The organism is Flavobacterium panacis (assembly GCF_024649945.1).
GTDB lineage: Bacteria > Bacteroidota > Bacteroidia > Flavobacteriales > Flavobacteriaceae > Flavobacterium > Flavobacterium panacis.
The window spans coordinates 246629-267574 of record NZ_JANKMS010000008.1; the positions used below are offsets into that span (position 1 = coordinate 246629).

General features: G+C 31.7%; 21 protein-coding genes. 1 reads left to right on the forward strand and 20 read right to left on the reverse strand.

Annotation, left to right across the window (positions count from 1 at the left end; all coding sequences use genetic code 11):
- Positions 1-393: a 30S ribosome-binding factor RbfA gene (rbfA, locus tag NQQ59_RS17775; RefSeq protein WP_144216310.1), complete on the reverse strand. Its 393-nt coding sequence runs from the start codon at positions 391-393 to the stop codon at positions 1-3.
- 124 nt (positions 394-517) lie between these two features.
- Between rbfA and NQQ59_RS17780 the strand changes: the two genes are divergently transcribed.
- The gene (locus NQQ59_RS17780; RefSeq protein WP_144216312.1) at positions 518-937 is read left to right on the forward strand and encodes a CBS domain-containing protein; all 420 of its coding nucleotides are present in this window, start codon (positions 518-520) and stop codon (positions 935-937) included.
- 37 nt (positions 938-974) lie between these two features.
- Here NQQ59_RS17780 and NQQ59_RS17785 read toward each other — a convergent pair whose 3' ends face one another.
- From NQQ59_RS17785 to atpB, 19 genes are all read right to left on the reverse strand, one after another.
- Positions 975-2228, reverse strand: coding sequence for a murein hydrolase activator EnvC family protein (locus NQQ59_RS17785; protein ID WP_144216314.1), 1254 nt, complete (start codon positions 2226-2228; stop codon positions 975-977).
- Between the two features lie 23 nt (positions 2229-2251).
- Positions 2252-3031 (reverse strand): DUF4292 domain-containing protein, encoded by a 780-nt coding sequence (locus NQQ59_RS17790; protein WP_144216316.1) that lies wholly within the window; start codon positions 3029-3031, stop codon positions 2252-2254.
- Between the two features lie 13 nt (positions 3032-3044).
- Positions 3045-4397, reverse strand: coding sequence for a tetratricopeptide repeat protein (locus tag NQQ59_RS17795; protein WP_144216318.1), 1353 nt, complete (start codon positions 4395-4397; stop codon positions 3045-3047).
- A 41-nt stretch (positions 4398-4438) separates the two neighbouring features.
- On the reverse strand, positions 4439-5455 hold the full coding sequence (locus NQQ59_RS17800; RefSeq protein WP_144216320.1) for a sugar phosphate nucleotidyltransferase: 1017 nt from the start codon (positions 5453-5455) through the stop codon (positions 4439-4441).
- Between the two features lie 87 nt (positions 5456-5542).
- The gene (gene dut / locus NQQ59_RS17805) at positions 5543-5977 is read right to left on the reverse strand and encodes a dUTP diphosphatase (protein WP_144216322.1); all 435 of its coding nucleotides are present in this window, start codon (positions 5975-5977) and stop codon (positions 5543-5545) included.
- A gap of 28 nt (positions 5978-6005) precedes the next feature.
- Positions 6006-7466 (reverse strand): lipopolysaccharide biosynthesis protein, encoded by a 1461-nt coding sequence (locus NQQ59_RS17810; RefSeq protein WP_257698411.1) that lies wholly within the window; start codon positions 7464-7466, stop codon positions 6006-6008.
- Positions 7467-7562: 96 nt separating this feature from the next.
- Positions 7563-8009 (reverse strand): GNAT family N-acetyltransferase, encoded by a 447-nt coding sequence (locus NQQ59_RS17815; protein WP_144216324.1) that lies wholly within the window; start codon positions 8007-8009, stop codon positions 7563-7565.
- 571 nt (positions 8010-8580) lie between these two features.
- Positions 8581-10110, reverse strand: a complete 1530-nt coding sequence (locus tag NQQ59_RS17820; protein ID WP_144216326.1) for an AAA family ATPase — start codon at positions 10108-10110, stop codon at positions 8581-8583.
- A gap of 8 nt (positions 10111-10118) precedes the next feature.
- The gene (locus NQQ59_RS17825; protein WP_144216328.1) at positions 10119-10949 is read right to left on the reverse strand and encodes an ATP-binding cassette domain-containing protein; all 831 of its coding nucleotides are present in this window, start codon (positions 10947-10949) and stop codon (positions 10119-10121) included.
- A 2-nt stretch (positions 10950-10951) separates the two neighbouring features.
- Positions 10952-11722 carry an ABC transporter permease gene (locus tag NQQ59_RS17830; protein ID WP_144216330.1) on the reverse strand — a complete coding sequence of 257 codons (771 nt, stop codon included), beginning with the start codon at positions 11720-11722 and terminating at the stop codon, positions 10952-10954.
- A 44-nt stretch (positions 11723-11766) separates the two neighbouring features.
- Positions 11767-13581 (reverse strand): OmpA family protein, encoded by a 1815-nt coding sequence (locus NQQ59_RS17835; RefSeq protein WP_144216333.1) that lies wholly within the window; start codon positions 13579-13581, stop codon positions 11767-11769.
- 28 nt (positions 13582-13609) lie between these two features.
- The gene (locus tag NQQ59_RS17840) at positions 13610-14731 is read right to left on the reverse strand and encodes a hypothetical protein (RefSeq protein ID WP_144216335.1); all 1122 of its coding nucleotides are present in this window, start codon (positions 14729-14731) and stop codon (positions 13610-13612) included.
- A gap of 3 nt (positions 14732-14734) precedes the next feature.
- Positions 14735-15409 carry a hypothetical protein gene (locus NQQ59_RS17845; protein ID WP_144221540.1) on the reverse strand — a complete coding sequence of 225 codons (675 nt, stop codon included), beginning with the start codon at positions 15407-15409 and terminating at the stop codon, positions 14735-14737.
- A 372-nt stretch (positions 15410-15781) separates the two neighbouring features.
- Positions 15782-16642, reverse strand: a complete 861-nt coding sequence (gene atpG / locus NQQ59_RS17850) for an ATP synthase F1 subunit gamma (RefSeq protein ID WP_144216339.1) — start codon at positions 16640-16642, stop codon at positions 15782-15784.
- Between the two features lie 90 nt (positions 16643-16732).
- Entirely contained in the window at positions 16733-18310 is a 1578-nt protein-coding gene (gene atpA, locus NQQ59_RS17855; protein WP_109191248.1) for a F0F1 ATP synthase subunit alpha, read from the reverse strand.
- 38 nt (positions 18311-18348) lie between these two features.
- A complete protein-coding gene (gene atpH / locus NQQ59_RS17860) occupies positions 18349-18882 on the reverse strand; it encodes an ATP synthase F1 subunit delta (RefSeq protein ID WP_144216341.1) in 534 nt (177 codons plus the stop codon).
- Between the two features lie 4 nt (positions 18883-18886).
- Positions 18887-19387, reverse strand: a complete 501-nt coding sequence (locus NQQ59_RS17865) for a F0F1 ATP synthase subunit B (protein WP_144216343.1) — start codon at positions 19385-19387, stop codon at positions 18887-18889.
- A 90-nt stretch (positions 19388-19477) separates the two neighbouring features.
- Positions 19478-19675 carry an ATP synthase F0 subunit C gene (atpE, locus tag NQQ59_RS17870; protein WP_008465835.1) on the reverse strand — a complete coding sequence of 66 codons (198 nt, stop codon included), beginning with the start codon at positions 19673-19675 and terminating at the stop codon, positions 19478-19480.
- Between the two features lie 32 nt (positions 19676-19707).
- Positions 19708-20886: a F0F1 ATP synthase subunit A gene (gene atpB / locus NQQ59_RS17875; protein ID WP_144216345.1), complete on the reverse strand. Its 1179-nt coding sequence runs from the start codon at positions 20884-20886 to the stop codon at positions 19708-19710.
- Positions 20887-20946 lie beyond the last annotated feature (60 nt).

Consider the following 20946-nt stretch of genomic DNA (forward strand, 5'->3'; position numbering starts at 1 on the left):
TTACGACTTTCTTCTTTTTTCTAAAAGGTCACGATTTTCTATTGGGTTTTCTTTTCCTGCAAGTGCATTGTCGATTTTCTCAATATAATCAAGAGAATCATCAATAAAGAATACCAGATTTGGAACACGACGTAACTGCAAACGAACACGTTGCGACAAATCATGTTTAATTAATGTTGTATTTGTTTTTATTGCCTCTAAAGTTTCTTTGGCTTTCTCTTGTGGAAAAATACTTAAATATACCGTTGCTACAGACAAATCTGTAGTTACACTTACTTTGGATACTGAAATCACCAAATTAGTGATTCCGTTTTTTCTCACTTCACCTTGCAAGATGTCAACCAGATCTTTCTGAAGGACACCGCCTATTTTTTTCTGTCTATTTGTTTCCATTGTGCAAAAATACTAAATTTTAGTGGTTTTATCTGTTCTTTTTAATGGTTTAAAGCCTGATAAAAATCATAATTATTGAGAGAATTATTTTACATCTTTAATGTAAATTTAAAACTAATCTATCATGAAAAAAAGAGAACCAATTAGTCATATCATGACTAAAACTGTAGTGACTGTAAATCAAAATGACGATTTAAGAAAAGTAATTGAAAAATTAAAATCAAATTCTATTCGTCATCTTCCTGTTGTGAATGGCAAAGAAGTAGTTGGAATAATTAGCCGTACCGATATCAACCGTTTAACTTTTAGTACATTGTTTGATGGACAAGAAGGTGTTGACGAAGCTATTTTAGACATGTTGACTATTCCGCAAATAATGACTTCGCACCCTAAAACACTTCCTTCAGATACTATCATCAAAGATCTTGCAACAACTTTTGCTAAGGAAGATTTTCATGCATTACCGGTTGTAGATAATGGAGAATTGAAAGGGATTGTAACAACTACAGATGTTATCAAATATTTTCTGGAACAATATGCTTAAAATAAAAAGGGAGCTCTAATAGGGCTCCCTTAATTTTTTATCTGCTTTGCAGCCATCCTTCCGGATTGTTATTTGAAGTATTTTGAAGAATCAAGAATTTTATAATTGTTTTTCCTGTATCTCCACTTGTTCTTACCCTTCCAATATTCTGCTTAATCGTCACTTTATCTCCTTGACTAACAGAAACGGAACTCAAATTTTGATATACCGTAAAGAAATCTCCATGCTGAATTACAACTGCTTTGTTTACTGGAGAAAGAACGATAACTTTTGAAACTTCTCCTGCAAATACCGCTCTCGCACTAGCACCATCTTCAGTTGTGATTTCAACTCCTGAATTGTGTACCGTAATTGAAGGATGTAAAGGGTGCGGCTGATCTCCATATCCAAGAGAAATAAATCCTTTTTCTACTGGCCAAGGTAATCTTCCTCTGTTCGCTTTAAAATCTGCTGCTAAGATTTTATCTTCTGGTGTCAGTGCAATTTTAGAAGAAGAAACTGGTGCTTTTGCTTCGCTTGAACCAGGATTTGCTTTGGCTCTTTCTGCAGCTGCTTTTCTATTAGCTTCGGCAATCGCTTCACGAATTAAACGATCGATTTGTTTGTCAATACGTTTTGATTCATTTTGTTTGGATCGAATATCTGCAGCAATTTTGTTTTTATCCTTTTTTAAAGAATTAACTAATTTCTGCTGCTCTTTTTTCTCTGCTTCAAGCGTAACTTTTTCCTTTTGGTTTTCAACAATAATTTTCTTTTTCGCCTGTCTTTGTCCGTCCAGTTTTGCATTAAAATCAACTAATTGAGCTGTTTTTGATTGAATCTCAAGACCTTGATTTTTTCTAAAATTAGTATACTGCTTTAAATATTGAGCTCTTTTATAAGCTTGCAAAAAACTTTCAGAAGATAAAATGAACATCGCACGACTTTGCTCAGAACGGCTTTTATAAGATTTTAAAATCATCTCCGCATAATCTTCTTTTAAAACTTTTAGTTCTTTTTTAAGTTTATTAACCTGAACCTGATTAATATACATATCATTACTAATCAGTTTTTCCTGTTTTGCTGTAGTATTGATTAATTTCTCTTTAAGTTTGATTTTATTTGCCTGAATTAAATATTCATTCACAGCAGATTTCTCTTTTTTTCGAACAGATTGAAGCATCTTTTCGTTGTCTCTGATTTCCTGCTGAATTTGAGCTTTACGCTGCTCCAGTTTTTCTTGCTGAGAATCCTGTGCCCACACAAAAGTAGTGGCACAAATTAAAACTAGACTTAGGAGAAATTTTGGCATGTTTCTATTTTTATTTTGCAAATTTACTGAATTGTAACTTTTTTATATCCACTTGGAACGCTGTAAGGAAAAGAAAGTTCTTCGTTAAATGAAATATTATTGTAATTCAGATTAATACTTGTTTTGCCTTTTGGCTGAACAGCATTAATTTCTATACTTGTTGGAAGTGTTCCCTGATTGAAAACTTTACTGTCAGAATAAGCAATTTGTAAATTTCTATTTTCTGATGGCTGAGAGATTTCTTCTTTTTGAATTAAATATTTTTCTGCATCTAAGAAGAATGTTTTCTTCAAATCAGCCTCTTTTTCTTCATCCAGTCTAAAAAGATTTTCTACAATTGTCTGCGTATATTTTCCTTTTCTTAAATCATCAAAAGCTTCTCCAATCAAAAGGTTTTGCACTTTATTATAATCTAAATCAGTTCCAAGCCATTTACTTAAACTTGTAAAATCTCCCTCATAATAAGTACTATTTATTTTTTCGTAATAACTTACTGCAGAAGGCGTTATTAATGCTTTTGCCATTGTGATTCCCAAGAAACGTACGCTAATTAAAATTTGTTTGTCTTTTTCGATTCTAATTTCAGCAGTAACATTCTGGCTTTGTTTTGCATCTACGTATTTTGCACTCGCTTTAATGTATAAAGTTGAAAAATCTAATTTATTCTCATAATGTTTTTCAATTACTTTTTTGTCTTCTTTTGGCGCAACAACCTGACTTGTATTACCTTGTACCGCTACTGCTTTCGTTTTACAGGAAACTACTGCAACAGACAATACCAGTATAGCTATATATTTTTTCATCTGAATTTCTCTTTTACTTTTTCTTTTTTAATAATTCATTTGCCTTCAAAAAGTATTCCTCTTTTTTCTTGGCATCGCCCAATCCATTATATGCTTCTCCTAATTGAATATTAAAATTTGATTCTAATTTTATATCATCAACAACATAATCAAGACCCATTTCCAGAACGGTTTTTGCATTTTTAAATTGTTTTTGCTGATTACTTCCTAATCCGGCATAGTAATAAAACTGAGCCTGACTTGGATAAACTTCTATCAACATCATTGCTCTTTTGGTCATTGGCTCAAATTGTTTGACCTGAGAGTAAGCTTCTAAAAGTAACATATTGGTTTCAAGATCTGTATCTAAATTGGCGCTTAAATCTTTTTCATAATATTTAATCGCATTTTCAAACTGACCTTTACTATGGTAGAATTTTCCAATTTCTTTGGCAACATCAACCTCTTTATCGTTATCAAAATAAGCAATCGCTTTTTCTAAATCTGGTGCGTATTGTGGATTTTTATTTGTATAGATCAAAAACTCATTTAAGGTTCTATGCTTAATTTTTGAATCAATTTTTGAACTTGCCAAAATTGTATTCATTGATTTTATTGCTTTATCTGCTTGATTCGAATCCAAATAAGTTTTAAATAAACTAACCTGTCCCCATTCTGAATTTGGAATTTCTTTGGCTAATTGTTTTGCTACTTCCAATGATTTCTCATTTTCGTTATTCTTTGAATACAAGAAAATAAGATTTAAATAATTTGATTCTTCTTTAGGATCTTTTTTTATCTGCTGAATCAAATTATCAATTTCTGCATTTTGATATTTTCCTTGTGATAAAATCTGCTGCTTATAAATTTCACGATCAGACGATTTTCCGAACTTATCGTTCATTTCATTAATCGCTGTTAATGCTTTATCGTACTGATTGGTAATCATGTATAACGAAATCAGATCATCTTTATATTCTTCGTCAAAAACAATTATTTTCTGAATCGTTTCAATTGCCAACGGATAGTTTTTTGTCTCGTAACTTACATCATAAATTCCGAGCCAAAACCATTTATTTTTAGGATCTAGCTGTGTTGCTTTTTCAAAATTATCTTGTGCATTTCGATAATCTTTAAGTGCCAGATAATTTTTCCCTAATTCAAAATAAGCCACTGCGTCATTGGGTTTTAGTTTAACACATTTCTCCAATGACACAATAGCTTTATCGTAATTTTCAATTCCTTTTTGTTTCAATGATTCATAAAATGAGTCTTGATATTCGTCTGTTGCCATAGCAATATCTTCGGGCTCCGTCTGTGCGAAAGCCGAAAAAGATGTGCTGAATAAAGCAAAAAACAAAACTGCTAAAACTCTTTTTTTGATCATCTTATATTTTAAACAAAATTTGAAACTTTTTAAATTTTAATCTATTCCAAAACTGAATAATCACCAATACTTACGCTGGTAAATTTACCATCATAACTTACATGATTTCCAATCATTGCGTTATCTAAGTTAGCATTTTTAATTTTAGAAAACGTCTGAATTAAACTGTTTTTAATAGTACTGTCTGTTAAATGACATCCCTTTCCAACAGAAACATTTGGGCCAATTGTTGTATTTTTCAAGACTACATTTTCACCAACGTAACAAGGAGGAATAATTGTCGAATTTTCTAAAGTCACACCATAATCTACTAAGTGTTCTCCGTCATTATGAAGAAAACCTAGCATTCTAGAATTTGTTTCTACAGTGACATCTTTATTTCCACAGTCCATCCATTCGTCAACACTTCCAGTTTTGAAAACTTTTCCGTTTGCCATCATTGCTTTGATACCGTCATTAATCTGATATTCGCCACCATTCTGAATATTATTGTCTAAAACATTTTGAAGTTCATTTCTTAAAACTCCAACTTCTTTAAAATAATAAATTCCGATAACCGCTAAATCGCTTACAAATTCTTTTGGTTTCTCAACCAACTCTATAATTTCGTTATTCTGATTTAGTTTTACAACACCAAAAGCTTCTGGTTGATCAACTTGTTTTACCCAGATTACAGCATCTGCTTCTGGATCTAATTCAAAATCTGCTCTAATTAAAGTATCAGCATAAGCAATTACAGCTGGTCCAGACAATGATTCTTTGGCACACATAATTGCATGGCCAGTTCCTAAAGGCTGATCCTGACGGTAGATTGAAGCTTTAGCTCCTAATCCTTTTGCTAAATCTTGTAAACTTGTTACAACATCATCTCCAAAGAAAGCTTCATCTCCTAAAATAAAGGCCACTTCTTCAATAGGTTCTTTTAATATTTTAGCAATATCTTCAACTAAACGATGCACAATTGACTTTCCTGCAACAGGAATTAATGGTTTTGGAACAGTTAATGTATGAGGCCTCAATCTTGATCCACGGCCTGCCATTGGCACAATTATCTTCATTTCTTTATTTGATTTTTATAGGAAGATTCTAAAAAATCTTCATTGGGTTTGGTCTTTCTTTTTTTTGTTTCTGCTACTTACAGAAATTTATTTTACTCCAGTGCTTCCAAAGCCTCCTTCACCTCTTGATGTTTCAGAAAGTGTTTCAACTTCAATCCATTCTGCTCTTTCGTGTTTTGCAATAATCAGCTGTGCGATTCTTTCTCCATTTTCAATTACAAAATCCTCGTTAGATAAATTTACTAAAATTACACCTATTTCTCCTCTGTAATCTGCATCAACGGTACCTGGCGAATTTAAAACCGTTACTCCTTTTTTAGCTGCCAATCCGCTTCTTGGTCTTACCTGTGCTTCGTAGCCAATAGGAAGTTCAATAAAAAGTCCAGTTTTTACAATCGCTCTTTCTAAAGGTTTTAACGTAATTGGTTCCAAAATATTGGCACGCAAGTCCATTCCTGCAGAAGCAATTGTTTCGTAATTTGGTAAATCGTGCTGCGATTTATTGATAATTTGAATTTTCATTTTTAAATATAAAGTTTTTAACTCTGGCTTATTTTCGTTTCATTATTCCCTTTATAGTATCTTTTTCAAAATGGTAAACCAGATACATAAAAGCTAGAAGAAGCGGAATTCCAACATAATATTTTTCTCTAAATCCGTAAAAAGAAATAATCGAAAATAATATCGAAACGCCTAAATAAGCACCAATTTTGTTCATGTCATAAGGAATCGGATAGTATTTATTCCCTAAAATATAAGAAATAAGCATCATACTTCCGTAAGCAGAGATGGTCGCAATTGCAGAACCATAATAACTGTATTTCGGAATTAAAAAATAATTTAAAAGTAAAGTTACAATTGCACCTACAATAGAAATATAAGCTCCGATTTTTGTTTTGTCTGTCAATTTATACCAAACCGATAAGTTGTTGTAAATTCCCAAAAAGAAATTTGCCAAAATAATTAACGGTACCACTTTCATGGCTTCCCAATATGATTTGTTATCTAATAATAAATATTTCAAGACATCAGCAAAAACGATAACACCTAATAAAATCAGGGATCCAAGTATCACAAAATATTTTGTAATTACGGCATAAGTCTGTGGAGCGTTTTCATTTTTTGCATGGCTAAAAAAGAAAGGTTCAATTCCTAATCTGAAAGCTGTTGCAAACAGAACCATAAATAATCCTAATTTGTAACAAGCGGAATAAGCTCCAACTTCAGATTTTGCTAAATTTTCAGGAAGCAAATAACCTAAAAGAATTTTATCAAAATGTTCGTTTACTGCGAAAGCCAAACCTGCAACCAAAATTGGAAGTCCATACTTCATCATTCTCTTCCAAAGTTCCATATCGAATTTTCGTCCAAGCGAAAGATAATTAGGCGAAAGCACAATAAATGTGGCTAAACTTGCTAATAAATTGGCAATAAAAATATAGGCAACCTGGAAGTTTTCTACATATAAATTATCCCAAATCGAATTAGGATTTGCATCTGCTAATTTTGGTAAATACATTAAGAAGAAAATATTCAGTAATAGGTTTATCACCACATTTCCAATTTTAATAGCCGCATAAACCATTGGCCTTTGGTTGGCTCTTAATTTAGAAAACGGAATTAACACCAAAGCATCTAAAACTAAAATCCAAACCGTATACGTAATATATTGAACATCGACTTCTGCAAGGTTTGCCAAAGTATTTCTGAAAATCAGAGCAACAAAAAGAAAAATAATGGAAGTCCAAAAAATGGAAATGGTAGAAGTTGCAATTACATTTTTCTTGTCGTCTTCGGCACTATAGAATCTAAAAAATGCTGTTTCCATTCCATAAGAAAGTACCACGTTAAAGAAAACCATCCAGGACAATACAATTGAAACTTCCCCATATTCAGCAGTTGGCAAAATTCCTGTATATAATCTCACTAATAAAAAACTCAGCATTCTCGGTAAAACTGTTGCCAGTCCGTAAATTGCCGTTTGCTTGAATAGATTTTTATATAATCCCAAAATATAATTGTAATAATGTTTGTAAGGCAAAAATAACCATTTCTTTTGTTTAATGGTATTTTTGTTGATGCAATAAAGAAAAGTTCTTTTTGTTTTTTAGACAGTCATTTTATTTTCGTCTAAGATTTTTACGAAATGAAATCCTCTTGGGGCATAACCTTGATTATAGTAAAATCGATGTGCATCAAAATTTCCAGTAAAAGCATCCAGAACAATACTACTACAATTTAATTCAATTGCTTTTTTCTCTATATAGTCTGTAAGCATTTTTCCAATTCCTTTTGATCGAAATTCTGGATTAACAACAAAATTATCAATCTCAAGATATTTTCCCGTCCATAATTTAGTCCCCGACCAGCAACCTGTTAAACCTAGACATACCTCATTTTCAAAAACTGCAATTTGAGTATAATTATGAGGTATCATTTCTAAAAGATAAGTTTCGTATTTCTCGAGGCTTAACTTTGGATACAAATGTTTTATCAATTCTATTTCTGCAGACATTTCTTGGAGTGTGGTCAACTCCTTTATATATAGATTCATAGACTTTTTTACTCTTAATATAATGAAAAATACCGAACAATTTAGTTAACAGTTATATAATTAACACCTAAGAACATGTGAAATATATAAATTATGACAGAAAATTATGTAACAATTTTTAACGAGTCTCTTACTAAATTTGTTTCACAGGGATTGAGAAAGCTAAATACAACCCTTATAAAAAAGGAAGCACTGGGACTAATAAAGCTTGTTTGTTCCCATAAAAGACAAAGCATAAAAGGGATTGAAGTTAGCTAAAATGTAACCCTTATAAAAAAACTAAGCACTGGGACTGATAAAGCTTGTTTGTTCCCATAAAAGACAAAGCACAGGGATTGATTCTGCTGAAATGTAACCCTTAAAAAAACAGAGCCGTGGGACTAATAAAGCTAGTTTGTTCCCAAAAAAGACAAAGCACACAGAGTCAATCTGTCTATTTTTATAAAATGGTAGTGATTCTCAATTTAATACAATTTGAGAATCACCATTTTATAAACATTATTTTTAAAAAAGAATAAAACTTCCAGAATAAAGAAAAGCCAGCATTAGCTGGCTTTTTCTTTTTGTATAATTATTTATTATTATGGATCTCAAAATTAACTTGTTGCTCTGTTTCTTTTGGTTCAGGAATATCTTCTTCCGCAAGGAGTTTTAAGGTTTTATTGGTTACTTTTTTCAGTTTCACAATTCTATTTGCTTGATTTTGAATACATTTTTCAAATAAATTTCTAACCACTCTCGCATTCCCAAAACTTTCATTTTTACTTTCATATAATAATTCAAAAGTATCCATCAGTTTTTCTTTTGCATCTTCCGAAATAATAAAATCAGATTTTGCACAAAATGATTCAAAAATTTGAAGCATTTCTTTCGGAGTAAAATGACTAAAATAAAAGTATCTATTAAAACGAGAGCGTAATCCCGGATTAGATTCTATGAAAATCTGCATCAGATCTGTGTATCCAGCAACCACAACCGCCAAATCTTCACGATGATCTTCCATTCTTTTCAATAATGTATTTACTGCTTCAGCACCATAATCGTTACCAAATGTATTTTGAGTTAAGGTGTATGCCTCATCAATAAATAGCACTCCTCCTAGACTAGATTCTACTGCATTATTTACCTTTGTAGCAGTTTGTCCAACATAACCTGCTATTAATCCCTCTCGATCAGTTTCATACATTTGTCCTTTAGATAAAAATCCTAAATGTTTGAAGATTCTGCTCAAAAGTCTTGCGACAGAAGTTTTTCCTGTTCCTGGAGGACCAGAGAAAACAGTATGAAGAGTAATGTCTACATTTTTTAATCCTTGTTCGGAGCGCTTTTTTTGTATTTCTAATAAATTGATAAGTTCTGAAACATCTTTTTTAACATCTTCTAAACCAATCAATTCATTTAATTCTTTTAGTCCTTTTTCCAGAGTATCTTCTTCCGAAAGATTGTCTATTTCTTTTTTATCTGTTTTTGACTTACTTAAATCTAAACCTAAATAATCGCTAAAAACTGTTGAATTCTCAAACTTATTATCAAATGCCAAATAGATGAAATTTTGATATTTAATTAGAATTTGCTGTAAATGAACGTTCTTTTTTTCAGATAAGGATTTCAAAAGCACGCATTGATTCTCCTTCTGATCTGAGAATAGGATTTTATTCTCGTTTTTTATTTTGATCAGATGATTTTTGAAGTTTTCTGTAAAAATTAATTGATTCAATTCGTTTACAGAATTTTCATCTGCAAAATGTTGGTTGCGTAATGCATCATAATAATACGCTAAAACAAATTCTTGTTTTTCACTTTTTTCTTCTTGTTCTTTTTCGTAAAAATCAATAATGTCTGAAAGAAAAAAATGTTCTGCTTTTAGTAATAATCCTTTTGAAAAAACAGGATTTACTTTCTGATTTATGGTCTCAATAAAATCTGCATCCTGATTTAAGGCACTGCAAACTTCCAGAATTTGCTTGGTTTCTTTTTGCAGTTCTATAATAAATGAAGCCGTAAAAACGGCTTCATTTGCAGAAATGTTTGTTTTTAAATATTTTTTCAGGGACAAAAATGATTCTTCTAAAATCGATATTGGATTGTTTCTCTTTGACATATTCTAATTTAAGAAATCATCATTTGATGTATAATTTCTTTTGATAATTTTAAATGTTCATCACAGTATTCTCTCCAGGCTAATCCCATTTCTCTTAAATCATACTTAGCAACAATTGTAGCATAAGATTGTTTTTTATCGTCAATTGTTGGATATCCAATAACATATATAACTTGTGCTAATTCTAGAGCAAGTTCAATATCGTGTGTTGAGAAAATAACGGTATTAAATTCGGATGAGTTTCCTAACAACTCAAAAGCTTTTTTAACTTCTTGTATGTTTCCTACATCCAATCCTGAAAAAGGCTCATCTAAAACAATAAATTGATCCGATGAAAATAATTGCTCTATAATGGCTGTCCTTTGTCTTTGACCACCAGATAGTTCATTTGGATATTTGTCTGAACAGTCTTTCAATCCCCATTCTTCCAAATATTGCTTAATCTTTTGTTCTTTTTCGTCATTTGAAAGCTTTGTTTTTCTTAAAGAAAATTTAAGAGCCTGATAGACTGTTTTATGTCTGAACAAAGTATACTTTTGATCTACAAAACCAATATCTCCTTCTTTGACATATTTGGCTGTATTTGGTGTATTATTTTCAAAATCCTTAATTAAAATTTTTCCTGATGTAGCAGTAACCAAACCTGTAAGTGCTTTAAAAAAAGTAGATTTTCCTCGCCCCGACCTTCCTACAAAGGCAATTACCTGTCCTGTGCAGTCACTTTCGTCTCGAACAACATCTTTTTCTATGATATTTATATCCTTAATGATAATATTATCATCATAGGCAACACTCAAATTTTCTACATATAATAGCGTCTCTTTATATTCGTGCTTCATGATTATATTTTTGAATATCTAAATATTGTTTTTCTTAAAAAATTGATTCCGCTGTCTAATCCAAGTCCTATAAGTAAAATGATTATCTGAAGCGCAATTATACGTCCGGTATTCATGAATTTATCTGAATTTTTAATTAAAAAACCTAAACCTCCTGAAGCCACAACAATAGATTCTACAGTTACTAACATCATCCAGGTAATGGCCAGATTTTGTCTGATTACATCAATTACATAATCTATTCGTCCTAAAACGATAACTTGCCAAAGTACTTCCCATCGTGTACATTTCAGCATTTTGGCATGATCAAATTCTTCTTGAGGAATATCTTTAACCACAGCGATTAATGATGTTGTCAAAAAAGTAGTCAAGAAAATTACCAAAATCCATATCTGCATCATTCGGGCTTCATGAATGACCATTGTAATATAGAATGATAATCCTGTAAAGGGCAAAAATCTAAATTTGGTTACAAATTCAGATATTGATTTTAATAAAGGAATAGGCCATAAATAAGCAAACAACAATGAAATTAAGGTTGCCAGAAAAATAGAGATAAAACACAATTTTAGAGAATTGAAAATATGCACTACCAAACCTTCTCTATACAATTCGGCAAAACCTGTAAAAACCTGACTTGGCGATGGAAAAAGATGTTTTTGTCCTGATGTTGAAACGAACCAGATCAGAATCAAAAGCAATAACCAAACTATTATAATTGTTGTTTTGGAAGTCTTTGAAATTTTTTCAAAAGGAATAAAATATTTTTTCATATTTATAGAAGAAGGCCATCAAAAGACAGCCTTCTATATTTAATTTATTTTAAGAACGTGATAACTACTCTTCTATTTAATGCTTTTCCTGAAGCAGAATCATTATCTGCAATTGGATCGCTTTGTCCTTTTCCATCAACCATTTGAAAACGATTTGCCGGAATGCCTTTTTGTTTTAAATAATTTACAACTGCTTGAGCTCTGCTTTTTGATAAGGCTAAATTTGAATCTGGATTTCCAACATTATCAGTGTGTCCTACCACAGTAAGTTTGGTATTTTCTGCCTGAACCAAAAGGTTGTAGATTCTTTCTATTTCTTTAATTGATGAATTGGAAATTTCGGCGCTTCCTGTATTAAAGTTAATTTTCCATTCTCCCGAAGCGACTACTTCAGTAGCGTTATTACTATAATCTGCTTTATCTGCAGATGTAGATTCAATATCATTAATATTTTTTAGAAAAAATAAATTTACTGCTTCATCATAACTAACTGGAACACCAACATTTTCATTAAATCCAAATGGGTTTAATTCTGTTAAATACCCTGATACCTGATTATAAACTGATTTATATCTGTTTACTCCATCAGATAAACCAAAATATTGCATTGCATCTGCATAATTAAACACTTTAGAACCTCCCATATTGTAAGTTAAACCATTCTTGGTTTCCTGTTGACCTTTGAACATTTTGTACCAATATTCAGGAGTTTCTATTTGATATGTATCAGCAACTGCCTGTGAGGCTCTTACCTTCCAATCTTCATAATTTTTCATCTGATTTGATGCTGTAAGAGCAGATTTCAGAATATTTGAAACAATTTCAGGATTCTTTTGAGCCCATTCTTTTACTCCAATCACTACAGTTGGCATTTGATTATTAAACTCTTTTGTAGAAACTATATCTACAAAACCTGAAAGTTTGTCAAAAACAGTTTTATCTCCTGGTGTCCAAGTTGCACATCCATCAATTTTTCTATTAACTGACTTTCCTGTTAACTTACCATTTTGAACTTCTTTTAAGGTAACTGTCCATCCTGTTGTTTGCGATTTTATAAGTTCCTCCGCAGATTTAATATAGTCGTCATTTTCAGACGGATAAATATTTACTGCTTCTGCATCATAAGTTGAAGGGTCAGGATTTACTTTTAGTCCATTAGCAAAACAATAATTTACTGTCGTTACCCAGTCACCATCTCCAAGAACTGCAGATATAACAGATCCTTTCATCGATTTTGGGTCAGATTTCCAATTTGGCGGTCCAATTAATTTATCCTCTCCATTACTCATTCCAACAACTCCCATAACTTGTACATGGTACTTATCTTTACCATATTTTTCATTGAGTGATTTTTGCATTGAACTAATATAAAATGGCGCTCCATCACCCATCATCATAATAGCAAAAGCACTTTTATTCGAAGATGGATAATCTTCTCCTTTATCAAATTCTTCAATAAATTTCATTTGCATGTTTCTCAATTCAGAAAGCCAGTCTTGACGAATAATTTCAAGATTAACTCCATTTTTTTCCATTAAAGAACCTTTTGTTGTTTTTGGTCCTCCATTCGAAACAATAATTCCAGATTGAGCATTCCAAGCATAAGCTGCAATTCTAACTAAAGGTTTATTGTTTACTGCTGTAGAAATATCTTTGGATGGAAGTGCTATTTTTTCAGCATTCGTTACATTATTAACATCCATCTGGTTAAGATCGATTCCGCTTAATTGTTTTGAAACTGCCGTTTTAATTCCTGGAGACAAATAATAAATTCCACCTAAAATACCTCCCACCGCAACAATCACAATTAACAACTCTGAAAATGTAGTTAACTTTGCCGTTCTTAAAATTTTTCCCATTACATACTAAAGTTTAATTATTTATTATTTAAAAAATATCACCAAAACCACCACTAGATAATTTATCTTCTTTGGTCATTTTATAATTTTGTCCAGAATACTTTATAGAATCTGGTATTGTATTATTTCCAGTTTTAATTTCGTCAGCAAGCAAATCCAAACGAGAATATAATTCGTCATTATCAACTGAGTATTTAGAAGTCAAAGCATCAATGTCTATCAAGTTTTCAGATGTTTTGGCAATATCTTGAGCAATTGTTGAAGTCACAACCTCTAAAGCATATTCTAATTCCCAATCTTTAGTAAACATCATAGCACTTTTTGCGCTTTCTGTTGCTTCTCTTGCATTTCTGGCAAATTCATATTCTTTTTGAAGCATTTTTACTGTCGCATCAAAATCTGCAATTTTAATGTCAATAGCTGTACCTGCCAAAGTAAGCTTACGATCCATTTTACCCAGCACATTAGCACGAACTCCGTATTTTTGAATAAAACTTTTGCTTTGCTCATATTGTGTCGAAATTCTCTGAGACTCACTTAATTTCTTTGCTAATTCACTTTGCAAAGCCACATACTCATCTGTATCTTTTGCTCCAATTCCATTAACTTTAACAATTTCGTCCATAGCCGATTTAATTTTTTCGGTCTGGCGCTGTAAACTCAAAACATCATTCTGAAAAGATTTAGCTTCTTTTTCAGATTTATTTGCTTCGATCTCCATGTCATTTTTAAGACCTTTTAGTTTTGCTTTTGTATTTTTAAAAACTTCGCGATTTTTAATCATTTTTTGCTTTTGCTCTTCCAATTCACTAAATGGATCACTTTGTATCAAAGCTTTATGAATTCTTTTTGTGGCAAAACGAAGAGCCTTCATAATAACCGGTCTCATCATGATCAAAAAAACCAGAAAAACACCTGTTGCAGATAATGCTATCGCCTGCCCAAGCATTGTAAACAATGGCGGAATGATATAAGTCCATACTAAATAACCTCCTGCTCCAAGTAAACCAATTGCTAATGCTGCGAATAAATATTTCTCACCACTTTTTAGATTAGCAGTTTTTAAGGCGATTTCACCTTTCGATTCGTCAAAATGTTTTAGTATTGGTAGTGATAAAAGTGTACTTTTTTCCTGTTCGTACTTATCCATGTTTTATAAAAATTGATTAATTCCTGTAACTACAGTATTTATTGATGATAAAATTTTTTGTTTTGCTATATCATTAGCTTCAATTTTTTGCTGAATTTCTAAAAGTTCTTTTTCATTTTTAGGATCAATTTTTTGAAGTTCTGCCTTTTTTGATTCTAAATCCTTTTGCATTTCAACAATTTTGCTTTCTAATTCTTCAACACTTTTAGAAAGATTATATTTATCTTGAGTTATAGTAGTATCTAATTCTTTTTTTTTATTTTTACCAATAACATTATATTTTTCATAAACCTTTTCTATTTCTGTTATATAGAAATTAGACTTTTCTAACAGTAGCTCTTTTGTCAAATCAGAGTTAATAGATTTCCCCATTGTAAAGGCCATTTGATAACTTTGCGAATTACTAATACCAACCGCTAAGACAGATTTATACATTTCAAAAAAGTCAAATCCAGGCTCATTGAGTGAATCAAATCCTTTTTCATAAATTTCCAAAACCTCATTCAAAAAAGGATTTTCAGACAAATTCGTATTATTATATTCCAATTGAGATGGAAATGTAGTAACGGGAGTTATTTTTTCTTTTGAATCATTTTCTTTTGATTTTGTTGACTGACTCCCTTCAGTTTCTTCTTCATTTATAAAGAGTTTTTTCCAATTAAAATTTTCTGATGCCATCTTTACTTTCTTTTTTCATTTTTTAGATATTAAAATTGAAATGAATTTCTATGAGGGCAAAAATATACTTTTTAATTCTTTATATAAAGTTTTTCTTTCAAATTAAATATATATTTACTTCTTTTTACTACAAATTAAAAAATAAATAAAAGAATTGAGGAAATGGATACTGTTACTTATGAAGTCTACGAAATCTGCTAAGCGAAAAAAAAGTAAAATATCAGTATGATATATTAGGAAGAAATAAAAAATATATCATGAGTCAAAATTATAGATAGGACTAGTAGTGTATTATTTATTCTATGTAAATAATTGCAAAAAAAAAGCCGGTATAAATACCGGCTTTTTTACTATAATATTGTAATGAATTAACTATCCATTTAAAGCTTCTGCTCCACCAACGATTTCTAAAATCTCACTTGTAATAGCAGCTTGACGAGCTTTATTGTAAGTAAGTTTCAATTGGTTTCTTAATTCAGTTGCGTTATCTGTTGCTTTATGCATTGCGGTCATACGCGCTCCATGCTCAGAAGCAAATGAATCACGGATACCTTTGTACAATTGTGTTTTTAAAGACTTAGGAATTAAAGTCAAAACAATTTCTTCTTTTCCTGGTTCGAAAATATAATCTCCAGTAGAAGCTTTTGCATCAGATTTAATAGGTGCTAACGGTAAAAATTGTTCTGTTTGAACGATTTGTGTCGCAGCATTTTTAAATTGATTGTAAACTAATTCAATTCTATCGTATTCTCCAGATAAAAATTTCTCAGTCAAATTATCTGCAATTCCAGCAACATTTTCAAAAGTTAAATGATCAAAAATTGCATTATGATGACCGTGAACTTTATGTGTTTTGCTTAAAGCGTCATTTCCTTTTTTACCAATAGCAAAAACATCAACTTGCTTTCCAGCGTAAAACTCTGTACGGTTTTTAATCTCTTTAATAATATTTGAATTGAATGCACCACATAAACCTCTATTTGAAGTTATAGCTACAAGCAATACTTTTTTTACTTCACGTTGTGTAGTGTAATCTCCTCCTACTTCACCTTCAAGTGTTGCAGAAAGATCTTGCAATAACTCCGTTAATTTCTCGGCATAAGGACGCATTGCAGTGATTGCATCTTGTGCTTTCTTCAGCTTTGCAGCAGAAACCATTTTCATAGCCGATGTAATTTGCATCGTCGATGAAACGGAAGTAATTCTATTACGGATTTCCTTTAAATTTGCCATCTATTAATTAGAAAATGTGACAATTTGAAAATTAGATAATTAGAAAAATGTTATATCATTTTCTAATTATCTAATTAACGAATTATCTAATTAGTTATATTTTGCTGAGATTTCTTTTGCTGCTTTTTCGATAACATCTGTAATAGCGTCATCTAATTTACCAGCTTTCAACGCGTTAAGCGTATCTTTATGTTTACTGTTTAAGTAAGCTAAGAAATCAGCTTCAAATTCTTTTACTTTTTCTACAGGAACGTTTCTTAATAAGTTTTTAGAACCAGCGTAGATAATAGCTACTTGGTTTTCAACTGTATAAGGATCATTTAAACCTTGTTTCAAGATCTCAACGTTTCTTTTACCTTTTTCAATTACGTTTAAAGTAACAGAATCTAAGTCAGAACCAAATTTAGCGAAAGCTTCTAATTCACGGAATTGAGCTTGGTCTAATTTTAAAGTTCCAGAAACTTTCTTCATAGATTTAATTTGAGCATTACCTCCAACACGAGATACAGAGATACCTACGTTGATAGCAGGACGAACCCCAGAGTTGAACAAATCTCCATCAAGGAAAATCTGACCATCTGTAATAGAGATTACGTTTGTTGGGATATATGCAGAAACGTCACCAGCTTGAGTTTCGATAATTGGTAAAGCAGTTAATGAACCACCACCTTTTACGATAGATTTGATAGAATCTGGTAAATCGTTCATGTTTTTAGCGATACCATCATCAGCGATTACTTTACAAGCACGCTCTAATAAACGAGAGTGTAAGTAGAAAACGTCTCCAGGGTAAGCCTCACGTCCCGGTGGTCTTCTTAATAAAAGAGAAACCTCACGGTAAGCAACAGCTTGTTTAGATAAATCGTCATAAACGATAAGAGCTGGACGACCTGAATCTCTAAAGTATTCTCCAATTGCAGCACCAGCGAATGGAGCATAAACTTGCATTGGAGCTGGGTCAGAAGCATTAGCAGCAACGATAACTGTATAAGCCATTGCTCCTTTTTCTTCTAACATTTTAGCGATTCCTGCTACAGTTGAAGCTTTTTGTCCAATTGCAACATATATACAGAATACAGGTTTTCCTGCATCGTAAAATTCTTTTTGATTTAAGATTGTATCGATACAAACAGTTGATTTACCTGTTTGACGGTCACCGATTACAAGCTCACGCTGTCCACGACCAACTGGGATCATAGCATCAACTGCTTTTACTCCTGTTTGTAATGGCTCAGTTACTGGCTGACGGAAGATAACACCAGGTGCTTTTCTTTCCAAAGGCATTTCGTATAAGTCTCCACCGATTGGTCCTTTTCCATCAATTGGAAAACCAAGAGTGTTAACAACACGTCCTACCATTTGCTCACCTACTTTAAGAGAAGCAATACGTTGAGTTCTTTTTGCAGTAGATCCTTCTTTAAGTCCTGTTGATGGTCCTAAAAGTACAACTCCCACATTATCCTCTTCAAGATTCAATACGATACCTTCCATACCGTTATCAAATTCTACTAACTCTCCATATTGTACATTAGATAGCCCGTAAACACGAGCAATACCGTCTCCAACTTGAAGTACTGTTCCTACTTCCTCTAGCGTAGCACCAGATTCAAAACCTTCTACTTGCTTTCTTAATATTGCTGAAATTTCAGCAGGTTTGATTTCCGCCATCTTAATTTATAATTTAGACACTTTTTGTGTTATAAAAACTAATTACTTAACTCTCTTTTTAATACTTGTAATCTATTTGCAACAGAAGCGTTGTATTGATTATCTCCTATTCTCAAAATAAATCCACCAATAATTGAAGGATCTACTATATTTTCAATTGTAATTTTTTTATCTGATAAAGTTGCAACTTTTGCTAAAACTTTAGCTTCTAAAGCAGCATCCATTGGAATTGCTGTAGTAACTTTCGCTACTTCAACACCATTATTTTCATCAAACAATTTGTTGTATTCTAATGCAATTGCTTTTAGAATTTCAAATCTTTTGTTTTCAAATAATAAATGGAATAATCCTTTTGTAACTCCATTTACATCTGCGAAAACTTCTAGAAGAGCACTTTCTTTAACTTCAACTTTAGTAGTTGGGTTTTCAATAAAAGTACTTAATTCTAAATTTGTTTCAATTGCATTTGCAATTGATTTCATATCGTTATTGACAGCTTCGGCAACACCTTTAGAGTTTGCTAAGTCTAGAATTGCTTTTGCATAACGAATTGCTGCTCTTGTACTTGCCATAATCTTAGTTTAACTTTACGTCACCTAACATTTTCTCAACTAATTTAGTTTGAGATTCTTTGTTAGATAATTCTTCTTTCAATAATTTTTCAGCGATACTTAATGATAAAGTAGAAACCTGAGCTTTTACTTCAGCCATTGCAGCATTTTTTTCGCTTTCGATAGCAGCTTTAGCTTGTTCGATCATTTTTTGACCAGCTTCTTGCGCTTCGTTTTTAGAATCAGCAATCATTTTCTCTTTCATTTCACGAGCTTCTTTCAACATCGCGTCACGTTCTGCACGAGCTTCATTCAAAATTCTTTGATTGTCAGCTTGTAAATTTTCCATTTCTCTTTTTGCATTTTCAGCAGAAAGCAATGCATTTTTAATACCTTCTTCTCTTGAAGTAATAGACTCCATAATTGGTTTCCAAGCAAATTTCACTAAAAGCAAAATTAATACTAACAAGATTAGAGCTTGCCAAAAGAATAAACCGAATGAAAAATCGTTAATTAACTTATCCATTTTATATAACTATATTAAATATTTAATTTCTCTTTTTAAAGTAACAACACCTTTAACCAACCGTTAAAGATGTTGCTATTTTTTTCTTTATTATTTTCCTAAGATTAAAGCAGCAAATGCTAAACCTTCTAATAAAGCAGCGATAATAATCATCGCAGTTTGGATTTTACCAGCAGCTTCTGGCTGACGAGCAATAGCGTCCATAGCAGATCCACCGATTTTACCTAAACCTAAACCTGCACCGATTACTACTAAACCAGCACCTACTAAAGTTGGAATTGTTCCCATAAGTATTTATATATATAAAATTAAACTTCTAATTAAATGATTGCATTTTCTTCTTCGTGTCCGTGACCATCATGGTGGTGATCCTGAACTGCCATACCAATAAACAATGATGATAACATTGTAAAGATAAATGCTTGTAAGAATGCAACTAAAACTTCAATTACAGAGATAAATAATGTCAATCCTAATGAGATTGGCAAATCTGCTGCTAAATTTTTACCCACAAAAATCATAGCGATCAAACTCATAATTACTACGTGACCTGCAGTGATGTTTGCGTACAAACGAATTAATAATGCGAATGGTTTTGTTAGTGTTCCTAAAATTTCAATTGGAGCTAAAATAATTTTCATTGGAACTGGTACTCCAGGCATCCAAAAGATGTGACCCCAATAATCTTTGTTTGCACTAAATTGTGTGATTAAGAAAGTAAATGCTGCTAAACAAACTGTAATAGCAATATTTCCTGTAACATTAATTCCTAGAGGAGTCATTCCTAATAAGTTTAACAACCATACAAAGAAAAATACAGTTAATAGGTAACCCATATATTTACGGTATTTTTTCTCTCCAATATTAGGAACAGCAATTTCATCTCTAATGAAAATGATAAGTGGTTCTAAAACTCTACCAAATCCAGTTGGGATTGGTCCTTTTTTGTATGATTTTGCTAAACCAGTAAACATTAAGAATAATAATACTGATACGAAAAGCATTGAAACAACATTTTTAGTAATTGAAAAATCTAATGGTTTTTCATTTGTTGGATGACCGTGCTCATCGTGATTGATTGTTCCGGCTGCATCTGTTTTGTAAATTTTACCGTGAACTAATTTGTAATAGTTACCGTCAAATTCTGCAACTTCTTCTCCGTGGTGTAATTTTGAAGAAGAGAAAATTTTTAAACCACCATCAATTAAGATAACTGGTAATGAAAAACCATAGCTTTTATGTTCTTTCTCATCTTGAAAGAAAACAAAGTCATGAGAATCCTGTAAGTGGTGATCAATAAAAGCGTCCACTTTTGCTTTCGGATCAAGAGCAACATGCTCTGCTTCTTCGTGAGCATTATGTGAAACTACTTTCTCTTCGTGAATAGTTTCAGTTTGAACATGAGTCGAATCATTCTCTGGATTTGCAAAGCCCATAATAGGCAGAGAAGCTACAAAAGCTGCAAGAATAAAGCTGAGTGGTTTGTTTGAAATCACCATATCGTGGAAAATCTTATTTTTTTACGTTTCTAAAATTTGGTGCAAAGGTACATTTTTTAT

Bases quoted from the DNA above. Each gene is read 5' to 3' on its own strand.
- rbfA (WP_144216310.1), bottom strand. From the start codon at position 393: ATGGAAACAAATAGACAGAAAAAAATAGGCGGTGTCCTTCAGAAAGAT.
- NQQ59_RS17780 (WP_144216312.1), top strand. From the start codon at position 518: ATGAAAAAAAGAGAACCAATTAGTCATATCATGACTAAAACTGTAGTG.
- NQQ59_RS17785 (WP_144216314.1), bottom strand. From the start codon at position 2,228: ATGCCAAAATTTCTCCTAAGTCTAGTTTTAATTTGTGCCACTACTTTT.
- NQQ59_RS17790 (WP_144216316.1), bottom strand. From the start codon at position 3,031: ATGAAAAAATATATAGCTATACTGGTATTGTCTGTTGCAGTAGTTTCC.
- NQQ59_RS17795 (WP_144216318.1), bottom strand. From the start codon at position 4,397: ATGATCAAAAAAAGAGTTTTAGCAGTTTTGTTTTTTGCTTTATTCAGC.
- NQQ59_RS17800 (WP_144216320.1), bottom strand. From the start codon at position 5,455: ATGAAGATAATTGTGCCAATGGCAGGCCGTGGATCAAGATTGAGGCCT.
- dut (WP_144216322.1), bottom strand. From the start codon at position 5,977: ATGAAAATTCAAATTATCAATAAATCGCAGCACGATTTACCAAATTAC.
- NQQ59_RS17815 (WP_144216324.1), bottom strand. From the start codon at position 8,009: ATGAATCTATATATAAAGGAGTTGACCACACTCCAAGAAATGTCTGCA.
- NQQ59_RS17820 (WP_144216326.1), bottom strand. From the start codon at position 10,110: ATGTCAAAGAGAAACAATCCAATATCGATTTTAGAAGAATCATTTTTG.
- NQQ59_RS17825 (WP_144216328.1), bottom strand. From the start codon at position 10,949: ATGAAGCACGAATATAAAGAGACGCTATTATATGTAGAAAATTTGAGT.
- NQQ59_RS17830 (WP_144216330.1), bottom strand. From the start codon at position 11,722: ATGAAAAAATATTTTATTCCTTTTGAAAAAATTTCAAAGACTTCCAAA.
- NQQ59_RS17835 (WP_144216333.1), bottom strand. From the start codon at position 13,581: ATGGGAAAAATTTTAAGAACGGCAAAGTTAACTACATTTTCAGAGTTG.
- NQQ59_RS17840 (WP_144216335.1), bottom strand. From the start codon at position 14,731: ATGGATAAGTACGAACAGGAAAAAAGTACACTTTTATCACTACCAATA.
- NQQ59_RS17845 (WP_144221540.1), bottom strand. From the start codon at position 15,409: ATGGCATCAGAAAATTTTAATTGGAAAAAACTCTTTATAAATGAAGAA.
- atpG (WP_144216339.1), bottom strand. From the start codon at position 16,642: ATGGCAAATTTAAAGGAAATCCGTAATAGAATTACTTCCGTTTCATCG.
- atpA (WP_109191248.1), bottom strand. From the start codon at position 18,310: ATGGCGGAAATCAAACCTGCTGAAATTTCAGCAATATTAAGAAAGCAA.
- atpH (WP_144216341.1), bottom strand. From the start codon at position 18,882: ATGGCAAGTACAAGAGCAGCAATTCGTTATGCAAAAGCAATTCTAGAC.
- NQQ59_RS17865 (WP_144216343.1), bottom strand. From the start codon at position 19,387: ATGGATAAGTTAATTAACGATTTTTCATTCGGTTTATTCTTTTGGCAA.
- atpE (WP_008465835.1), bottom strand. From the start codon at position 19,675: ATGGGAACAATTCCAACTTTAGTAGGTGCTGGTTTAGTAGTAATCGGT.
- atpB (WP_144216345.1), bottom strand. From the start codon at position 20,886: ATGGTGATTTCAAACAAACCACTCAGCTTTATTCTTGCAGCTTTTGTA.